At 61.2% G+C, this 16,652-nt stretch carries 20 protein-coding genes; 3 read left to right on the top strand and 17 right to left on the bottom strand.

Going from position 1 to position 16,652, the window contains the following annotated elements:
- Positions 1-54 precede the first annotated feature (54 nt).
- Entirely contained in the window at positions 55-606 is a 552-nt protein-coding gene (locus RVM26_RS14915; protein WP_240525289.1) for a hypothetical protein, read from the top strand.
- Between the two features lie 4 nt (positions 607-610).
- A complete protein-coding gene (locus tag RVM26_RS14920) occupies positions 611-1,216 on the top strand; it encodes an SCO family protein (RefSeq protein ID WP_016915439.1) in 606 nt (201 codons plus the stop codon).
- Here the strand turns inward: RVM26_RS14920 and RVM26_RS14925 are convergent.
- The 7 genes from RVM26_RS14925 to RVM26_RS14955 form a co-directional block, all read right to left on the bottom strand.
- Positions 1,213-2,295 carry an alpha/beta hydrolase family protein gene (locus RVM26_RS14925; protein WP_498939469.1) on the bottom strand — a complete coding sequence of 361 codons (1,083 nt, stop codon included), beginning with the start codon at positions 2,293-2,295 and terminating at the stop codon, positions 1,213-1,215. The genes RVM26_RS14920 and RVM26_RS14925 overlap by 4 nt on opposite strands.
- Before the next feature lie 3 nt (positions 2,296-2,298).
- The gene (gene bamJ, locus RVM26_RS14930) at positions 2,299-2,979 is read right to left on the bottom strand and encodes a peptidylprolyl isomerase (RefSeq protein WP_498274608.1); all 681 of its coding nucleotides are present in this window, start codon (positions 2,977-2,979) and stop codon (positions 2,299-2,301) included.
- Positions 2,980-3,120: 141 nt separating this feature from the next.
- The gene (locus tag RVM26_RS14935; protein WP_016915442.1) at positions 3,121-3,564 is read right to left on the bottom strand and encodes a universal stress protein; all 444 of its coding nucleotides are present in this window, start codon (positions 3,562-3,564) and stop codon (positions 3,121-3,123) included.
- 15 nt (positions 3,565-3,579) lie between these two features.
- On the bottom strand, positions 3,580-4,863 hold the full coding sequence (locus tag RVM26_RS14940; protein ID WP_039178791.1) for a TRAP transporter large permease: 1,284 nt from the start codon (positions 4,861-4,863) through the stop codon (positions 3,580-3,582).
- 17 nt (positions 4,864-4,880) lie between these two features.
- Complete coding sequence (locus RVM26_RS14945; RefSeq protein ID WP_096921809.1) at positions 4,881-5,468, bottom strand: TRAP transporter small permease; 588 nt, start codon at positions 5,466-5,468, stop codon at positions 4,881-4,883.
- A gap of 228 nt (positions 5,469-5,696) precedes the next feature.
- Entirely contained in the window at positions 5,697-6,743 is a 1,047-nt protein-coding gene (locus RVM26_RS14950; RefSeq protein WP_287807061.1) for a TRAP transporter substrate-binding protein, read from the bottom strand.
- 185 nt (positions 6,744-6,928) lie between these two features.
- Complete coding sequence (locus RVM26_RS14955; protein WP_287807058.1) at positions 6,929-7,510, bottom strand: TIGR02444 family protein; 582 nt, start codon at positions 7,508-7,510, stop codon at positions 6,929-6,931.
- 29 nt (positions 7,511-7,539) lie between these two features.
- Here RVM26_RS14955 and RVM26_RS14960 point away from each other — a divergent pair, with 29 nt between their 5' ends.
- Complete coding sequence (locus RVM26_RS14960) at positions 7,540-9,486, top strand: ABC-F family ATP-binding cassette domain-containing protein (protein ID WP_498939473.1); 1,947 nt, start codon at positions 7,540-7,542, stop codon at positions 9,484-9,486.
- A gap of 10 nt (positions 9,487-9,496) precedes the next feature.
- Here the strand turns inward: RVM26_RS14960 and dtd are convergent, their stop codons facing one another.
- The 10 genes from dtd to RVM26_RS15010 form a co-directional block, all read right to left on the bottom strand.
- Positions 9,497-9,934 carry a D-aminoacyl-tRNA deacylase gene (gene dtd, locus RVM26_RS14965; protein WP_039178806.1) on the bottom strand — a complete coding sequence of 146 codons (438 nt, stop codon included), beginning with the start codon at positions 9,932-9,934 and terminating at the stop codon, positions 9,497-9,499.
- Positions 9,935-9,989: 55 nt separating this feature from the next.
- The gene (locus tag RVM26_RS14970) at positions 9,990-10,322 is read right to left on the bottom strand and encodes a chalcone isomerase family protein (RefSeq protein ID WP_287807054.1); all 333 of its coding nucleotides are present in this window, start codon (positions 10,320-10,322) and stop codon (positions 9,990-9,992) included.
- Positions 10,273-10,419 carry a hypothetical protein gene (locus RVM26_RS14975; protein ID WP_498939475.1) on the bottom strand — a complete coding sequence of 49 codons (147 nt, stop codon included), beginning with the start codon at positions 10,417-10,419 and terminating at the stop codon, positions 10,273-10,275. Before RVM26_RS14975 ends, RVM26_RS14970 begins: the two co-directional genes overlap by 50 nt.
- A gap of 95 nt (positions 10,420-10,514) precedes the next feature.
- Positions 10,515-11,360, bottom strand: coding sequence for a universal stress protein (locus RVM26_RS14980; protein ID WP_189463835.1), 846 nt, complete (start codon positions 11,358-11,360; stop codon positions 10,515-10,517).
- A 133-nt stretch (positions 11,361-11,493) separates the two neighbouring features.
- Complete coding sequence (gene thiD / locus RVM26_RS14985; RefSeq protein WP_498939478.1) at positions 11,494-12,309, bottom strand: bifunctional hydroxymethylpyrimidine kinase/phosphomethylpyrimidine kinase; 816 nt, start codon at positions 12,307-12,309, stop codon at positions 11,494-11,496.
- 15 nt (positions 12,310-12,324) lie between these two features.
- Positions 12,325-13,740: a TRAP transporter large permease gene (locus RVM26_RS14990; protein WP_287807049.1), complete on the bottom strand. Its 1,416-nt coding sequence runs from the start codon at positions 13,738-13,740 to the stop codon at positions 12,325-12,327.
- Positions 13,740-14,288 (bottom strand): TRAP transporter small permease subunit, encoded by a 549-nt coding sequence (locus tag RVM26_RS14995; protein ID WP_039178819.1) that lies wholly within the window; start codon positions 14,286-14,288, stop codon positions 13,740-13,742. The genes RVM26_RS14990 and RVM26_RS14995 overlap by 1 nt, the downstream gene beginning before the upstream one ends.
- 115 nt (positions 14,289-14,403) lie before the next feature.
- A complete protein-coding gene (locus tag RVM26_RS15000) occupies positions 14,404-15,267 on the bottom strand; it encodes an endonuclease/exonuclease/phosphatase family protein (protein ID WP_287807046.1) in 864 nt (287 codons plus the stop codon).
- 2 nt (positions 15,268-15,269) lie between these two features.
- Positions 15,270-15,902 carry a thiol:disulfide interchange protein DsbA/DsbL gene (locus tag RVM26_RS15005; RefSeq protein ID WP_287807045.1) on the bottom strand — a complete coding sequence of 211 codons (633 nt, stop codon included), beginning with the start codon at positions 15,900-15,902 and terminating at the stop codon, positions 15,270-15,272.
- 115 nt (positions 15,903-16,017) lie between these two features.
- Entirely contained in the window at positions 16,018-16,647 is a 630-nt protein-coding gene (locus RVM26_RS15010) for a c-type cytochrome (protein ID WP_039178828.1), read from the bottom strand.
- Between the last annotated feature and the right edge of the window lie 5 nt (positions 16,648-16,652).

Here is a 16,652-nt window from a genome sequence, read left to right on the forward strand (position 1 = left end):
TCCTTATCAAGTGCGACATCCCAGCACAGCGACATCCGCTGGATAGCTGTTACCATGAATCCAACTTCCCCGCCTCACGGCTTGCGTAGCGACTATTCTGCCATGAAGAAATTGCCTAAACCCGTCGAGCTGACGGGTTTTCCAGCGCTGAAAGTGTTGATACTGGTCACGGGCCTCGCGCTGGCGGCCTGCACCTGGTATGCCTTTGCCAACTGGCTGAAGGGCGACAGCGATGTGGTCTGGTTCTCGCCCAGCGGTGAGTGCAACTTGCATACTAGCCAATGTTCGGCAACGCTGGGAGACAAGGGGCACCTATCCCTCTCCATCGATGCCCATGGGCGTATCCAGGCGCTGGAAGTGCTGCCTCTGGACGTCGAAGTGGACGGCGTCAGCGCCAGTCAGGTGACCGTCGACTTCGTGGGCCGAGACATGGACATGGGCTTGCACCGTTTCACGCTCACCGAAACGGCGCCCGGACATTTCCATGGCCAGGGTCAGGTGGGCATTTGCACCCAGGAGGTCATGCCCTGGCGAGCACGGGTCATTCTCGATACGCCCGAGGGCAAACTGGGTAGCTGGTTCGATTTCGATGTCACAAGGAGCTGAAGGCATGGCCGCAGCAAATAAACGTAAACCGCTGGTGTGGGGATTGGCACTGCTGGGGGTCCTGTTGACGGTCAGCGCCGTCGGGATGTACCAGCTGGCCACCCCGTCGAACGACGGCGAGCCGCAAGGCGGTCCCATCGCCATGCCCTCCACCCACGGCGACTTTACGCTGACCCAACTGGATGACGACGAGATCGCCGTGGTCTCTTTCGGTTACACCTACTGCCCAGACGTCTGCCCCATGAACCAGGCCGTAAAGCGCCAAGTGCTGTCACAGCTGGACGAACAGCAGCGTGAGCGTGTGGTGCCGGTGATGATCACCGTGGACCCGGAACGCGATACGCTGGAGCGCATGAATGAATACATGCAGTTTTTCGGCGAGGAGTTCGTGGGGCTGGTGGGCAGCCAGGAGCAGTTGAGCGATGTTGCCGAGCGCTATGGCGTCATCTGGCGCCGTGTCGAGGCGCCGGATTCCGCCATGGCCTATACCATCGACCATAGTGCGTCACTGTTTCTGGTGAACCGCGAGGGAACCATCCTGCAGCGAGTGCTCTACTCGCCCACCCCCCATGGGTTGAAATCTGCCTTGGAGAGCGAGCTGGGCGGCTAGTCCGCCTCCTGCGTGCTTTCCTCTGCGGGAGCGTCGGGCGCCTCTTGGAGTCGCTCGACCATGGCCATCAGGGCTTTGGCCTGCGTGCCTTCACGGGTGTCATGCAAAGGGTTGATTTGCCATGTACTTTCGGCAAACCCCCACCAGTCCCAACAGGCTTGCGGGTTGGCCATGCTGCTTTCGGTCTGGGGGTAGAGGATGATCTGCCCGTGCTCCTCGGCCCAGCGGTTCAGGCCGCTGTAGCGAGCAAAGGTGTCGCCAATCGCTTCGTCATTCATCTGGCAGCCATGCAACGCCACGGTGACGGGGCAGCCTCCCGCGTCACACGTTTCGGGCACGAAGACATAGCCCGTATCGGCCAAGCCCTTGACGGCAAACTCGGACTGATCGAAGCGCCGTAACTCGCCTTCACTCTCCTGCACTGGCCGCTCGGGGTAGAGCCAGTCCAGCATATCGGCGGCCACATTGTCGCCACAGGCCAGTACGTGACTACCGCCGCCCAGGTGGCAGTCGCCCAAGGATTGCGGGTCGATGGGGGCATCCTTGGGCATGGCCACCGGCCAGCCGTGCCCGGTGTTTTCACGCTGCACATAGCGCAGCTGCTCGTCGGGCTCTGCCAGCCAACCTTGCCACTGTTTGGCTAACAGATCACCCAACGCGGGTGAAACCGTTGCATCGGCATCGCCATGCCACACGTAGGTTCTGAGCTGGCGCAGCGCCTCGCGGCTGCCTACTTGCTCCAGCGCCATATAGCGCTCATGGCGCTGTTCCAGCGTGTCCAGTGAAGGCAAGCCTCGGCGGGTCATCATGCACTGGTTGAGCGCCAGGCTCAGCGCCCCCTGGGCACAGCCCCAAGGGCCTGCGCCCAGCACCCCAACGCCGCTGAAACGCTCCGGCCAGGCAACGGCCAGCTGCGTGGCCATGTAGCCCCCCGACGAAACGCCCACCACTGAAGCAGCCTCGGGCATCGCACCCAACGCAGGCAGGTCAGTTGGCAGCGTTTCCGCCTGAGCATGGGCAGCACTGCCGCCCATGAGCATCAATAAGCTCAGCAGGCGATAGGGAGTGGCGGCAGGCATGGGTTACTCGACGCCCAGCAGTTCAACGCGGAAAGTGAGCATCTCGTTCGGACCGATCGGACCTTGACCGCGCTCGCCGTAAGCCAGCTCGGCAGGGATATAGAGCATCCAGCTGTCGCCCACGCTCATCAGTTGCAGCGCTTCCTGCCAACCTTCGATGACCTGATTCACCTGGAAACTGACCGACTGGCCACGCTCGAAGGAGCTGTCGAACACAGTGCCATCCAGCAGCATGCCTTCGTAGTTCACTTCCACGGTATCTTCAGGGCCAGGCGTGGCGCCATCGCCAGACTCCAGCACTTCATATTGAAGGCCCGACTCGGTGACTTCCACACCCCCACGCTCGGCGTTCTCTTCCAGGAAGGCCTGGCCTTCTTCCAGGTTCAGCTGGGCAATTTCAGCGGCCTGCTGCTCGCGGGCCTCCATGGAGCTTTCCTGGAAGTTCATCAGCGCTTCCATCATCTCTTCTTCGCTCATCGCCAGCTCATTACCGTCGAAAACGTCGCGCATGCCATCGGTGAAGGCATCGAGATCCAGATCTTCGATATCGGCCTGCATGCTCTCGCCCAACGTCACCCCCAGGCTGTAAGCCAGGCGTTGCTCGTCGGTCTCGGGGGCTGCGGCGGCGAACGGTGCTACCAGCAACAAACCAGTCAGGGCAGTAGAAGTCACAAGTGCTTTCATGGAAAAACCTTATCCAGCGGCGCAGCGCGCCAACGTGTTGTCGAATCTCTAAAGACTAACACCCGCCGCGTCAGGCTGCATTACCTGACGCGGCGGGTGTTGTTCAGACGTTCTCTTCAGACAACAGGATGCCGCAGAGGTTTACACCACCAGCGTAGGGCAGTGTGCCGCCCCAGCCACGCGCTGGGACACGCTGCCCAACAGCAGATTCTTCTCGCCGTTGGTGCCCTGCGCGCCGATCACGATCAAATCGCACTCCCGCTTGCGCGCAAAGCGCACGATGGTACGCGAGGGGCGCCCGCCCTTGACGAAAGCGCGCACGCGCAGGCTATCGGCACCCAGTTCGATGGCATGCGACTTGGCGTGCACCGCAATTTCGGTAGCGTACTCCTTCAAGGCATCGTCCGGCAGGTCGAGCTTGTTGGGTCTCACCATGGAGAGCGACGCTTCCAGCAGGCTGTGATGCTTGAACACGCACAGCAGGTAGAGCTCTGCCCCAGTGAGCATGTGCAGGCCAACGGCCTTCTCCAGCGCCTTGATGGCCCCCTTGGAGCCATCCACAGGAATCAAGATGCGGTTGAACATAAGCGCTCCTAGCGGCTAGCGGAAAGCAAGGTCGCGCAGGAACAGCGCAATCTGCGGGAACATGATGATCAGGGCCGCCGCGAGAATCAGCATGAAAATGAAGGGCGGCGTGCCGCGGATCACTTCCAGGTAAGGCCGCTTGAAAATCGCAATGGCGGTAAAGATGTCACACCCAAAGGGCGGCGTTGCCGAGCCAATGGCCACCTGCAGGGTGATCAGTACCCCCACCAGAACCGGATCCAGCCCCGAAGCCGCAATCGCCGGTGCAAAAATGGGGGTCAGCACCAGAATCACCACGATGGGATCGACGAACATGCAGGCCACGAAGAAGGCTATCGAAATGGCCACCAGCACGCCCACGGGCCCCGCTTCATTGATTCCGAAGGTGCCCAGAATCGTCTGCGGGATCTGGGCAAACGAGATGATCCACGAGAAGCCGTTGCCTGCTGCCACCAGGATGAACACCACGGCGGTGATCAAGCCCGTGGACTTGGCAATGGTGAACATGTCCGGCAGCTTCAGCGAGCGGAAAATCACGAATTCCAGCAGGAAGGCGTACAGTACGCAGGCCGCCGCCGCCTCGGTCGGGCTAAACACCCCGCCATAAATGCCACCGACGATCAGTACCGGAAAGCCCAGCGGCCACAGCGCCTTTTGCACGGCCACGGCTCGCTCTTTCCAGCTGGCCTTGGGCTCGGTGGGCACCTTGTTGACGATGGCGTAGATGATGCAATAGGCGGAGAACATGGCCAAAATCAGCAGGCCGGGCCCGATACCGGCAATGAACAGCTCGGCAATCGACGTTTGTGATACCACCCCGTAAATGATCATGCCGATACTGGGTGGTATCAAAAAGGCGATGTCGCTGGAGTTGATGATCAGCGCCAAGGTGAAGGGATCTTTGTAGCCTGCCTTCAGCATGCGCGGGCGCAACGGGGAGCCCACGGCCACCACGGTGGCCTGGGTAGACCCGGACACGGCACCAAACAGCGTGCAGGAGACCGCCGTACTGACGGCCAGGCCGCCTTTGATATGGCCCACGAAGGTCATCACCATGTCGATCAATCGATTGGCCGACTGCCCGCGGGTCATGATGTCGGCTGCCAGAATGAACATGGGTACCGCAATCAGCGCGGTGGGGCTGATGCCGCGCATCATCTGCTGAATGAGCGTTTCCATCTGGCCCAGGCCGCCGAAGCTCATGAAAAAGCCCACGAAGGCCGCGGTCATCAAGGGGATCATCATCGGGAAGCCGAGCAGCAGCAGCACGATCATGAGGGTAATTATCGTCGCAGTCATGCGTGTTTCCTCGCTGCCTAGACTTCGGTTTCGGTGTCCTTGTAGCCGTCCACCACATGCGTGGACAGGTACACATCCTTCGAAAGCAGGTTAGTGATCGCCGTCATGACGTACTGAATACCGGTAACGGCAAAGCCCACCGGCACCCAGACGTACATCCACCAGGCAGGAATGCCCGTGGAGGGCAAGCTACGGCCTCGGCTCATGATGGTGTCGATATAACCAATCGAGAAGTAGCACAGCACGAACATCACTAGCGCCGTAAACAGACTGATGAAGACCATCAGCGCACGGCGACCGCCCGTGGGCAGCGCATCGTAGATCGCCGACATGCGGATATGCCGACCATGCCGAGCGGCATAGCCAATCCCGGCGAAGGTCACCAGCACGATCAGCATGCGGTTGACCTCTTCGGAAAAATGCAGGCTTTCACCAAACACGAAGCGGCCAATGACGTTGGCCACGGTGTTGATGGCCATCAGAATGACACCCGAGGCCAAGATGAAGGCTTCGGCCTTGCTGATCCACGTATCAACGGTACCCAGCAGCCCAGGCAGCATAGAGCGATACTGTTTTTCAGCAATATCATCTTCGCTCATATCCATTGGAGTTGTTCCTCTCTGTTCCCGTTACACTTGTCGGTCTACCTTGCTACTGTAGCGGCTCGACTCAGCCCACCATTCAACGCTGATTAGCCGCCCCCTGCGTCACGCTTGAAGGGTGTTGCTCTTCACGGAGTGGTGAACAAAAAGGGGCAGCACTTGGCCACCCCTTTTGCTTTCACGCATTTGCGGGCATTGTGGGCGTCAGCCCTGCCAAGCCCTTGCCATGAATCAGTTGCTGGTCACCGCTTCGAGGTCTTCCTTGAACTGCTCGAGCAGTGCCGCACCGCGCTCGCCAGTCATCTCCACGAAGCGCTCTTCTACCTGAGGCGCACGCTCGCGGAAGGCTTGAATCTGCTCTTCATCGAGACGCGTCACGGTCACGTCATCCGAGGCGGCCTGGATTTTCTCCAGCGACTCGTCAGCCAAGCCCGAGATGTGTTCCATGGTGTGCTCGTAAGCCGCTTCCGTGGCATCACGCACCAGCTGCTGGTCATCTTCCGAGAGACCTTCGAAGAAGTCCTGGTTGGCCATCATGGCCGTGGTGAACCAGCCATGGCCGGTGAACACCAGGTTGGGGGAGACTTCATACAGGCCGCCCGACTCGATCCAGAAGATGGGGTTTTCCTGGCCCTGCAGAATGTTGGTTTGCAGGCCACCATAGACCTCACCCCAAGGCAGCGGCGTGGGGCTGGCACCAAAGGCGCGGTAGGTTTCCGCCAGCAGCGGGTTGGTCATGGTGCGGATGTTCTTGCCACGCAGCTCGTCTGGCGAAGTAAACGGCTCGTCGAGGGTGACGACCATCTCACCCTCTGGGTACATCTTCAGTAGCTCCAGACCCTGCTCTGCGTAGAGCTCCGGGAAGGTTTCATGGATCGCGGTGCTGGAGTTGAAGAACTCGATGACCGTTTCTTCATCGGTGGGCAGCAGGTAAGGCACGAAGAAGATTTGCGCTTCGGGGATCAGCGCCCCCGTGAAACCGGGAGACTGGTTGACGAACTGCAGAATGCCCGCCTGAGTCTGCTCCATGATGTCGTCGGACTCGCCCAACTCACCAAAGCGATACACCTGAACGGTGTGGTCGGAGTTCTCTTCCACGTACTCCTTGAACGCCATGGCAAAGACGTCCTGAACGTCGCCTTCGTACTCTTCATGGGCATAGCGCCAGTTGTCTGCCTGCGCGGCAGCGCTCAGGCCCAGCAGCAGAGCACCTACGCTCGCGGACGTGATGAGTTTCGTGGTGAGTGAACGGGTCGAAACAAACTTGTTTGGCTTCATACAGAGTTCCCTGGCAGTGGTAGCACGCTCTACGAGCGAGCATGAGTTTGGTGTTATCTGTCCAGTGCTGTCTGGTCATCCGCTAACCACGCAGAAACGCTTTTGCCGATTGACTCATTGCTGTGGGTTAGCGGGCGATCGCCGCACAATTGGCACGGGTTGCCCAAAAACAGCCTAATTTCAGGCTAGCGTGGTGATTTACAGTGGTCAAGCCGACTTGCCAGGCATTCCAGCGCAGCAGCGATGTCATCGCGCACGCGTGAATCATGCAGTGAAGCGCTGTCAACATCGGCCAAAAAAAGCCTATTTTGCAGCCAAATGCTTCCATCTTGCTGACTAGCAACGACTTCTTCCAAACGCTGCGAGGCATGCTCAGGCGCCTGAGCCCACTGCTGCCAACGTTGAAGATTTACACGCTCGGCCTGCAGCTCGGCGGTCTTGATGGTCTTGCGCAACGCATCGATGGCCTCATCCTCGGCCGCCTGACGCTTCAATTCACGGCGTAGATGACGTAATGGCTCGGTAAACTGGCCCTGCCAATGCGCTCGCTCACGGCTGATATCGGCAAGCGCCTCGCGCCTGACCTGAAGGCCGTGGCAATACAGCCATCCATGCAGCAACAGCTCGCAGACATCGACATCGGCGGCGTCCTGCAGCGTCAAGCACGCCTGCTCCACACCGGGCTGAGCATAAAAGGCCAGCGCAAAATCCCATAGCGAACGGTGCTGCAAAGCCTGCTGCAAGTCCTGCAATCGGTTAGAATCCATGAATTTACCCACTGGTTTCGGGAGAAAGCATGATCGCACTGCGCCAAGTCGCCCTGCAACGAGGTACGCAAACGCTCCTGGAAAGCGCCGACCTGACCCTGCACAACGGGGTCAAGGCAGGCATCATCGGGGCCAACGGGGCAGGCAAGTCGAGCCTGTTCAAACTGCTGCTGGGCGAGCTGGGTCCGGACCAGGGCGATGTAGAGATGAGCGGTGGCCAGCGTATCGCACACATGGCTCAGGAAGTGGAAGCGCTGGACCGCCCCATCGTCGAGTACGTGCTGGATGGCGATCATGCCCTGCGCCAGGCCGAAGCCGACCTGCTGGCCGCCCAGCAGGCGGGGGATGCCCACCGTGAAGCCGAGCTGCATGGTCTGATCGAGACGCTGGACGGCTACAGCGCCGCCTCCCGCGCCGCCCAGCTGCTGGTGGGGCTAGGCTTCATACAGGCCGACCTGCAGCGCCCGCTTTCAGATTTTTCCGGTGGCTGGCGTATGCGAGTCAATCTGGCCCGCACTCTGTTCATGCCTTCCGACCTGCTGCTGCTCGACGAGCCGACCAACCATCTGGACCTGGATGCACTGCTGTGGCTGGAGCAGTGGCTGGTACGTTACCCAGGCACGCTGCTGCTGATCTCTCACGACCGCGACTTCCTGGATGCCGTGTGCGACCACATCGTCCACATGCATCATCAGACCCTGGAGCTTTACCGGGGCAACTACTCACGCTTCGAGCGTACCCGCGCCGAGAAGCTCGCGCTCCAGCAGGCCGAAGCCGCCAAGCAGCAGGCGCGCCGTGAGGAAATAGAGCGGTTCATCGCCCGCTTCAAGGCCAAGGCGACCAAGGCTCGCCAGGCCCAGAGCCGCATGAAGATGCTCGAGCGCATGGAAGATATCGCCATGGCGCATGTGGACTCGCCCTTCCACTTCACGCTACCCGCCGCCGACAAGACCTCTCACCCCCTGCTGGTGCTGGATCAGGCAACCCTGGGATATCGCAGCGAAGCGGCCGATGTCGCGCAGCTGGAAAAGGTCAATATCACCCTGCTACCCGGTAGCCGCATTGGCTTGCTGGGCCCCAACGGCGCGGGCAAATCCACGCTGATCAAATCGCTGACCGGCGAGCTGGCCCTGCTGGAAGGCAAGCGGGTGCCCGGCGAGCATCTGGCGATTGGTTACTTTGCCCAGCATCAGTTGGAAGGGCTGGACGTGACCACCACCCCATTTGTCCACGTCCAGCGGCTCTCCCCTACTGCCAGCGATCAGGACATTCGCAACTTCCTGGGCGGCTTCGGTTTCAAGGGCGATGACGCCTTCGGCGAGGTGGCGATCTTCTCGGGGGGCGAGAAGGCGCGCCTGGCCCTGGCCCTGGTGGCCTGGCAAAAACCCAACTTGCTGCTGCTGGACGAACCGACCAACCACCTGGACCTGGAAATGCGCGAAGCGCTCACCGAAGCGCTGGCCGCCTTCGAGGGCACGGTCATCCTGGTTTCCCACGATCGTCACCTGCTGCGCGCCACGGTCGATGAGTTCTGGCGTGTGGCCGACCATCGGGTCGAGCCGTTCGATGGCGACCTGGAGGATTACCGCGCCTGGCTGAAAGCACGCCTGGAAGAGAGCCGCCGCGACGCACGCAGCGAGAAGAGCGAACGCCAGGGGCAGCAGCCCACGACCGATCGCAAGGCCGCTCGCAAGGCCGCCGCCGAGCTGCGTGAAAAGCTGCGACCCTTGAAAAAGGTTCGTGATCAGGCCGAAAAACAGATGGAGAAGGCCCAGGCGGCGCTGGAAGAAGTCGAAACCGTGCTGGCCGATGCCACGCTGTATACCGACAGCGCCCGCAAGGCGGAACTGACCCAGGCGCTGGCCCGGCAAGCCGATGCCAAGGTCGAGCTGGAGCGCACCGAGCAGGCCTGGCTGGCCGCCGAAGAGGCGCTGGAAGCCATGGAAGCCGAACTGCTGGCCAGCGAAAACGCCTGAGGTTTTTCCGCTACCCTTCCAGCATGAAGGTCACCGGGCCATCGTTGACCAGCGCCACCTGCATGTCGGCGCCAAACTGCCCAGTGGCCACCGGTGGGCCCGCTTGCTGCGCGCGCGCCACCAGGTAATCGAATAGCCGCTCGCCTTCCTCCGGCGGTGCGGCGCTGGAAAAACCCGGCCGCAGCCCCTTGCGGGTATCGGCGGCCAGCGTGAACTGGGACACCAGCAGCAAGCCCCCTTGGGCCTGCTGCAGGTTATGGTTCATCTTGCCCGCCTCGTCACTGAACACGCGGTAATGCAGCAACTTGTGCAACAGCTTGTCGGCATTGGCCTCGCTGTCGCCTTTTTCGACGCCGATCAGCGCCATGAGCCCGTGATCAATGGCGCCGATGACCTGCCCCTCCACCGTCACGCTGGCGGTGGTTACTCGTTGAATCAAAGCCTTCACGTCACGCTTACCCCTGGGTGATGTCTGCTCTTCAGGGGCAAGAGTCTAGCGCAGTTCAGCTCCGCCCTAACAGGGCATCCCGAAAGCCTTCGCCCAGCGGGCGCTCACCCAGCCAGATACCAAACATGGCCCGAGCAAACTCGGCGCTGTCATCCTCGAAGAGCGTCTCTCCATTGAGGGCCAGGCGCAGCTGCTCGCCGTCCCAGCTCAACAGGTAACGGTCACCGGGCGAGACATCCTGATAGCGCTGGTTGAGCTGCACCATGCTGTCCTGAATCTGGTTGAATTCGAATAACGTCAGGGAGTCACGCAAGGTTTTTTCGGTGGCATCGGCAAAGTCACTGGCAGAAATGGCGTGAAAATATGCCAGTTCCAGGCGGCGCGGCACGCTCGGTGACACTGCTGGCCATGGCCGCCGATACCCACAGCGATGCTGCCAGCAGTAACAGGATAGTGAACGGAGTGGATTGCTTGAGTCGCCGCACGATGTTTTCCTCTTGAAGCAGAAGGAACAGGAACCTCTACGCTATACATACCCATGCTATTCGTAAAGGTTCCGTACAACCAGTGGCGTGCGGTGCTACCAGGGCCGACAAATCATCACATCGCAGTGCGGCTCGCTCAGCAGCATCTCGGTAAGCGGGTTGGGCTGCTGGGGTCGGCTGCGGCTTCCCAGCATCACCAGGTCAGGCGAATGGCGCTTGATATAGTCGCCGAGCACATCGCAGGGGTTGCCCGGCTCCAGTACCAGCTGCGTATCAGGCACGCCCTGCAGTTCGTCCATCAGGCTATCGACTTCGTTGTCCAGCGCCGTGCGCAGCCGGTTGACCTCATGGTCCCGCCACTGGGCGTAGAAGGCCTGATTACCCAGCTCACGCTCGCCGGGCAGGCTCCAGGCATGCAGCAGAGTAATCTGCGCCTCCGGGAAGCGTATCAGGGCTTCCTTGAGCGTCTGGCGTGCAGTGAGTGAAAAATCGATGGGCACCACGATATGCCGCCAGGACTGCGTCGGCGGGGTGAACGCGACGACCACGGGGCATGGTGCGCTGCGCAGCACGCGCATCATGGTGGTGCCCTGCAGCAGTTCCTTCTGGCCTCGTTTGCGGTGCATACCCAGCACGATCAGCGATGCCTGACGCTCGTGGGCCTCGCGGACGATTTCCGCGTGGGGCTCGCCCACCACGGTCTGGATCATCAGCGGCGGCATCGCCAGGGCGTAGTCTTCGCGCAAATCCGTCAGCGTGGCGCTGATATCATCACTGACGGCCTGTTCCAGGTCATGCAGGGTACGGTGCGGCAGATAAGGGTCGAGTACGTGCAGTGCACTCAAGGCCGCCCCTTGCTCATGGGCAAGGCGCAGGGCGCGTGCAAACGCGGCGCGATTTTCCTGGGAAAGATCGGAGGCAAACAGCAGCGAGCGAGACATGGCGTGCTCCTTGGCCGAATAGCGCAGCCGGTTGGATGAAACGGGCACCCTTCAGCATGGTGCCCGTTCGCCTATCTCGCAAGCGGTCTTTTATCGGCGCAGGCCCTGAGTCATTGAGCGCTTCCAGCGACGGCTACCACCAGGCATGAAAGTGATGAACCGGCCCTCTTCCCTGGCCCACGTTCAGGCGTTCGCTGGCGGCCAGGGCCTCGTGCAACCACTGCTTGGCGGTGGTGATCGCTTCGATGGGGGCCTCGCTGCTTGCCTGCGGGGACAGCTTGGCCAGGCATGCCGTGATCGCCGATGACAACGCACAGCCGGTGCCGTGCAGGTTGTCGGTGGCAATCCGTTCGGCGGCCAGCCAGCGCCGGCCCTGAGGGGAGGCCAGCAAATCCGGGCAGGTTTCACCCCGCAGGTGCCCACCCTTGAGTACCACGTAAGGCGCGCCCAAGGCCACCAGCGCTGGCAGCAGCGCCTCCATGTCTTCCAGCGATGCGGGCCGCGAGCGGTCCAGCAGCACGGCGGCTTCGGGAAGATTGGGAGTGATCACGTCCGCCAGGGGCACCAGAATATCGCGCACGGCGCGGATGCCGGCATCGTCCACCAGGACGTCACCGCTCTTCGCGACCATGACCGGATCCAGCACGATCCAGCGTGGGCGACGCTGCCGCAGCACGTCGGCAATGGTCTGTGCCACGTCACGGCTGGCCACCATGCCGATCTTCACGGCATCGATATGCACATCGGCCAGCAGGTGCTCCAACTGCTGACGGATGGCCGCCACCGAGACGCCATGTACCCCGGCGACACCGCAAGTGTTTTGGGCGGTCAGCGCCGTGATCACGCTGGTGCCGTAGGTGCCCAGCGCGGAGAAGGTCTTCAGATCCGCTTGGATGCCCGCCCCACCAGAGGGGTCGGAGCCAGCGATGGTCAATACGTTGGCAATCATGACGCTCCTCACCTCTTAGAGAACAGAGGGTAGCCAAGTGGCGATGCCGGGGAAAATCGCCAGCGCCAACAGCATGCCCAACTGAAGAATGATGAACGGGATCACGCCCTTGTAAATGGCCGAGGTCGGCACGCTGGCCGGGGTCACGCCGCGCAGGTAGAACAGCGCAAAACCGAACGGCGGGGTCAAAAACGAGGTTTGCAGGTTGACCGCGATCATGATGCCCAGCCAGATGGGGTCTACGCCCATGGCCAGCAGGACGGGCCCGACGATGGGCACCACCACGAAGGTGATTTCGATGAAGTCGAGAATGAAGCCCAGCAGGAAGATCACCAGCATGACCACCAGCGTGGCCCCGACCACGCCGCCCGGCATGGCTTCGAACAGCTCGGTGACCAGCTCTTCACCACCGTAAGCGCGAAACACAAGTGAAAACAGCGCAGCGCCAATCAGGATCAGGAACACCATACTGGTGACCTGCGCCGTGGAGTGCAGCGTTTCCTTGAGCATCTTGATACTCAACTGGCGATTGGTCGCCGCCAGTACCAGCGCGCCAAACGCGCCCACCGCCGACGCTTCGGTAGGCGTTGCAAAGCCCCCCAGAATCGAGCCAAGCACCGCCACGATCAGCAGTACCGGAGGCAGCAAGCCTTTCAGCAGCAGCGGCCAGATGCTCCCGGTGTGTCCCAGCTCGGCCTTCAGCACTGCGCGGTCCGCCGCCGGTGCCGCCTCCGGCTTCAACCATGCCACCATCAGCAGATAGAGGATATACACCACGACCAGCAACAGGCCGGGCACCAATGCGCCAATGAACAAGTCCCCAATCGACAGGGTTTTCGGGCTCCACACGCCCATGGAGAGCTGCGCCTGCTGGTAGGCGCTGGAAAGTACGTCGCCCAGCAGCACCAGCGCAATCGAGGGAGGAATGATCTGCCCCAGCGTACCCGTGGCGCAGATCGTGCCCGTGGCCAGCGCGGGCGAGTAGCCGCGCTTCAGCATCGTGGGCAGCGACAGAAGCCCCATGGTGACGACCGTGGCCCCGACGATCCCCGTAGAAGCCGCCAGCAACATGCCGACGATGACCACCGCGATACCCAGGCCGCCGCGCAGCGCGCCGAAGGCCATGGCCATGGCGTCCAGCAGCGTTTCGGCTACCCGAGACTTCTCCAGCAGAACGCCCATGAGCACGAACAGCGGCACCGCCAGCAGCGTGGCATTGGTCATGATGCCGTAAAGCCGGTTGGGCATGGCGTTCATCATGCGCGCTTCGAAGGGAACATCCACGCCCATGGACTGCAGCAGCAGCCCGAACCCGGCAAAAGCCAACGCGGTGCCCGCCAGCGAAAGCGCCACCGGATACCCCAGCATCAGGACGATACAGACCGCAGCAAAGAGTACCAGCGGCATCATGTCTAATAAGGTCGCCAGCACTAGATGATCTCCTCGTGAGCAGGGGGCGTGGTAGGCAGTTTGCCGCGCAATATTAAGGTCTGGCGAATCAGCTGTGCCACCGCCTGCAGCAGCAGCAGCGCCACCATCACCAGCATGAGCGTCTTCAGCAGGTAGACGCCAGGAATGCCGCCATCCGATGAGCGTTCCATGATGGCCCAGCTGCTGCGTACGTAATGAAAGCTGCTGACGGCGATGAAGATCGACACCGGAATCAGCAGCAGCAGCGTGCCCATCAGGTCGATCCAGGCCCGCCCACGGTCGGACAGGCGGCGATAGAAAATATCGACGCGGACATGACCATCGCGCTTGAGGGTCCAGGCGGCGCCCAGCATGAACACTGCGGCGTGCATGTACATCACCGACTCTTGCATGACGATGCTGTTGATGCCCAGCCAGTAGCGCATGATGACAATGGCAAACTGGACCAGCATCATGATGATCACCAGCCAAGCAATGGCTCGGCCAATCCCCTCGGTTACGCAGTCCAGCCAACGCAATAAACGTGGCTCTTGAGCACTCGTCGGCATAGCAGATGTCCCAGCATGAATAAAAACGGCCCAGAATCATCGCTGATTCTGGGCCTGACGTCATCCCCATTCACAGGATTAAACGCTTATCCATACGTCTGGGCGGAACGTCTGGCTATGAACCCCCATGGGTTTGAGCATGCTCGGCCTCTGCCAGCGCACTGACGCAGGCTGCGGGCAAGGGCAGGTCGACCGCGATGGGCAAGTGATCGGAAAACAGATGATCCAGCACGCGCACTTCTGCGGCTTCCAGCGTTTGGGACAGCAGAATATGATCCAGCGCCCGACGGGGCTGCCAGGAGGGGTAGCTGAGCAGTGGTTTCACCGGATGCAGCGGCAACGATGTGCTGAAACGCTCGTGGGCATGCAGTTGATCCGGCGTGCAGTTGAGATCCCCCATCACGACCACATGGCGCAGCGGCTGAATGATGTCGCTGAGGTAGTCCAGTTGGCGTACTCGGCCACGGTGGCTCAAGGCCAAGTGGGCCACGAAGATGTGCAGGGCATCGGGGCCATCGCCATAGCGGGCATGAATCGCGCCTCGCCCTGGCAGCATCCCGGGCAGCCGATGCTCTTCGATACGGCTCGGCACCAGCCGCGACAGCAACCCGTTGCTGTGCTGGGCGAACTTGCCCAAGTTGCGATTCAGCTGCTGAAAATAGTGCGGAAATCTGGCTTGGGCGGCAAGGAACTCTACCTGATTGACACGGCTGGAGCGAAAGCTGCCACCGTCTACTTCCTGCAAGCCCACCACATCGAACTGCTCGAGCGCGCTGCCCATCATCGCCAGGCGCTTCAAGCGCTGGGGATGCGGCAAGAAGTGTTGCCAGCTGCGGGTGAGATAATGGTGATAGGCAGAGGTCTGAATACCCACCTGCAGATTGAACGTCAGCAGGCGCAGGTGCCCCCGCTCCAGCAAGGGAGCGGTGGGCGCCTGTGGTGAGCCCGCAGGCTCACCGGCAGTGCCGTGTTCGAGCACGGTTATTGAGCGCGCTCGTTACGCACTTTTTCCACCAGGGCATCGGCAATGCGCGGCATGTTCTCGAGGCTGCCTGCGGTTTGCGGCGATACCACATAGCGACCATCCACCACGATGGCCGGAACCCCCATCAGGCGCATTTCACGCATGCGGCTGTTGGCCTTGTTGACATCGCTGCGTACGCTGAAAGCGGTCAACGCCTGCTTGGCTTCTTCTTCACTGACGCCGTAGTTGGCGAAGAACTCGGCAATGTCGTCAGGGTCGGTCAGAGAGCGGCCATCCTGATGGATTGCATCGAAGAAGTCGGCATGCAGCTCTTCTTCGATACCCAGCGACTGAGCGGCGTAGAAGGCCGTGGCGTGGGTATTCCAGTCACCGCCCATGGTGGCCGGCATGTGGATCACACTGACGTCGTCTTCCAGCGTGTCGTACCAGTCGCTGACATGCTCTTGCAACCGGTAGCAGTGCGGGCAGCCAAACCAGAACGCTTCGGTCACTTCAATTTGGCCTTCTTCCACCTGCGTGGCGACCGGAGACGCCAGCAGCGTGTAGTGCTGGCCTTCCACCAACTCCTGGGCACTGACCGCAGCGGAAAGACCTAGACCAGCCAGGGCGACCATCAACGTTTTCAACATAGCGAGAACTCTCCAGAATAAGCGAGCCAACAAGGGCGAGGCTAAGACCACCGCTTGCACGGGCAGGTTCCCCATCCTGCCGGTACAACGCAGGATGAGGCACGGCATCGAGCGCCTAGTTCAGGCCCAATACGTAGTTCGCAACCGCTTCCATGTCACGATCGCTCATCTTGGAAGCGATATCGCCCATCAGGTTGTTGGGGCTGTTGGTACGCTCGCCTGATGCGAAGTCCTGCAGGGTGGAGATGGTGTACTCCACGTGCTGACCCGACAGCGCCGGATAGACGGCACTGCCGATGCCGACACCGGTGGGCGTATGGCATGCGCTGCAGGCAGGAATGCCTTTGCTCATGTCGCCTGCGCGATACAGCTCTTCACCGCGCGCGAGCAGCTCGGCGTCTTCATCGCTGGTTTGACCCAGGTTGGCGTCCTGACCGGCGAAGAAGGCCGCCACGTCCCAGGCATCCTGGTCGGAGAAGTCGTCTACTTGACCTGCCATGGTGGGGACCATGCGGTCGCCGTCACGAATGTCCATGATCTGCTTGGCCAGATAGGACATCTGCTGTCCGGCCAGGTTAGGGAAAGCGCCCGAAGGGCTGATACCCGCTTGGCCGTGACAGGCAGCGCAGGTTTGTGCCATTTCGCGACCAGCGGCCGCATCTGCGTCGGCTTGAAGGTCCGTTTGGGCGTGAGCGGTGCCAACGGCACCCATGGTAATTGCCAGGCTTGCCAGTAACTTTCTCATTGCTA

This window comes from Halomonas sp. KM072 (assembly GCF_050710315.1).
Taxonomy (GTDB): Bacteria; Pseudomonadota; Gammaproteobacteria; order Pseudomonadales; family Halomonadaceae; genus Vreelandella; species Vreelandella hamiltonii.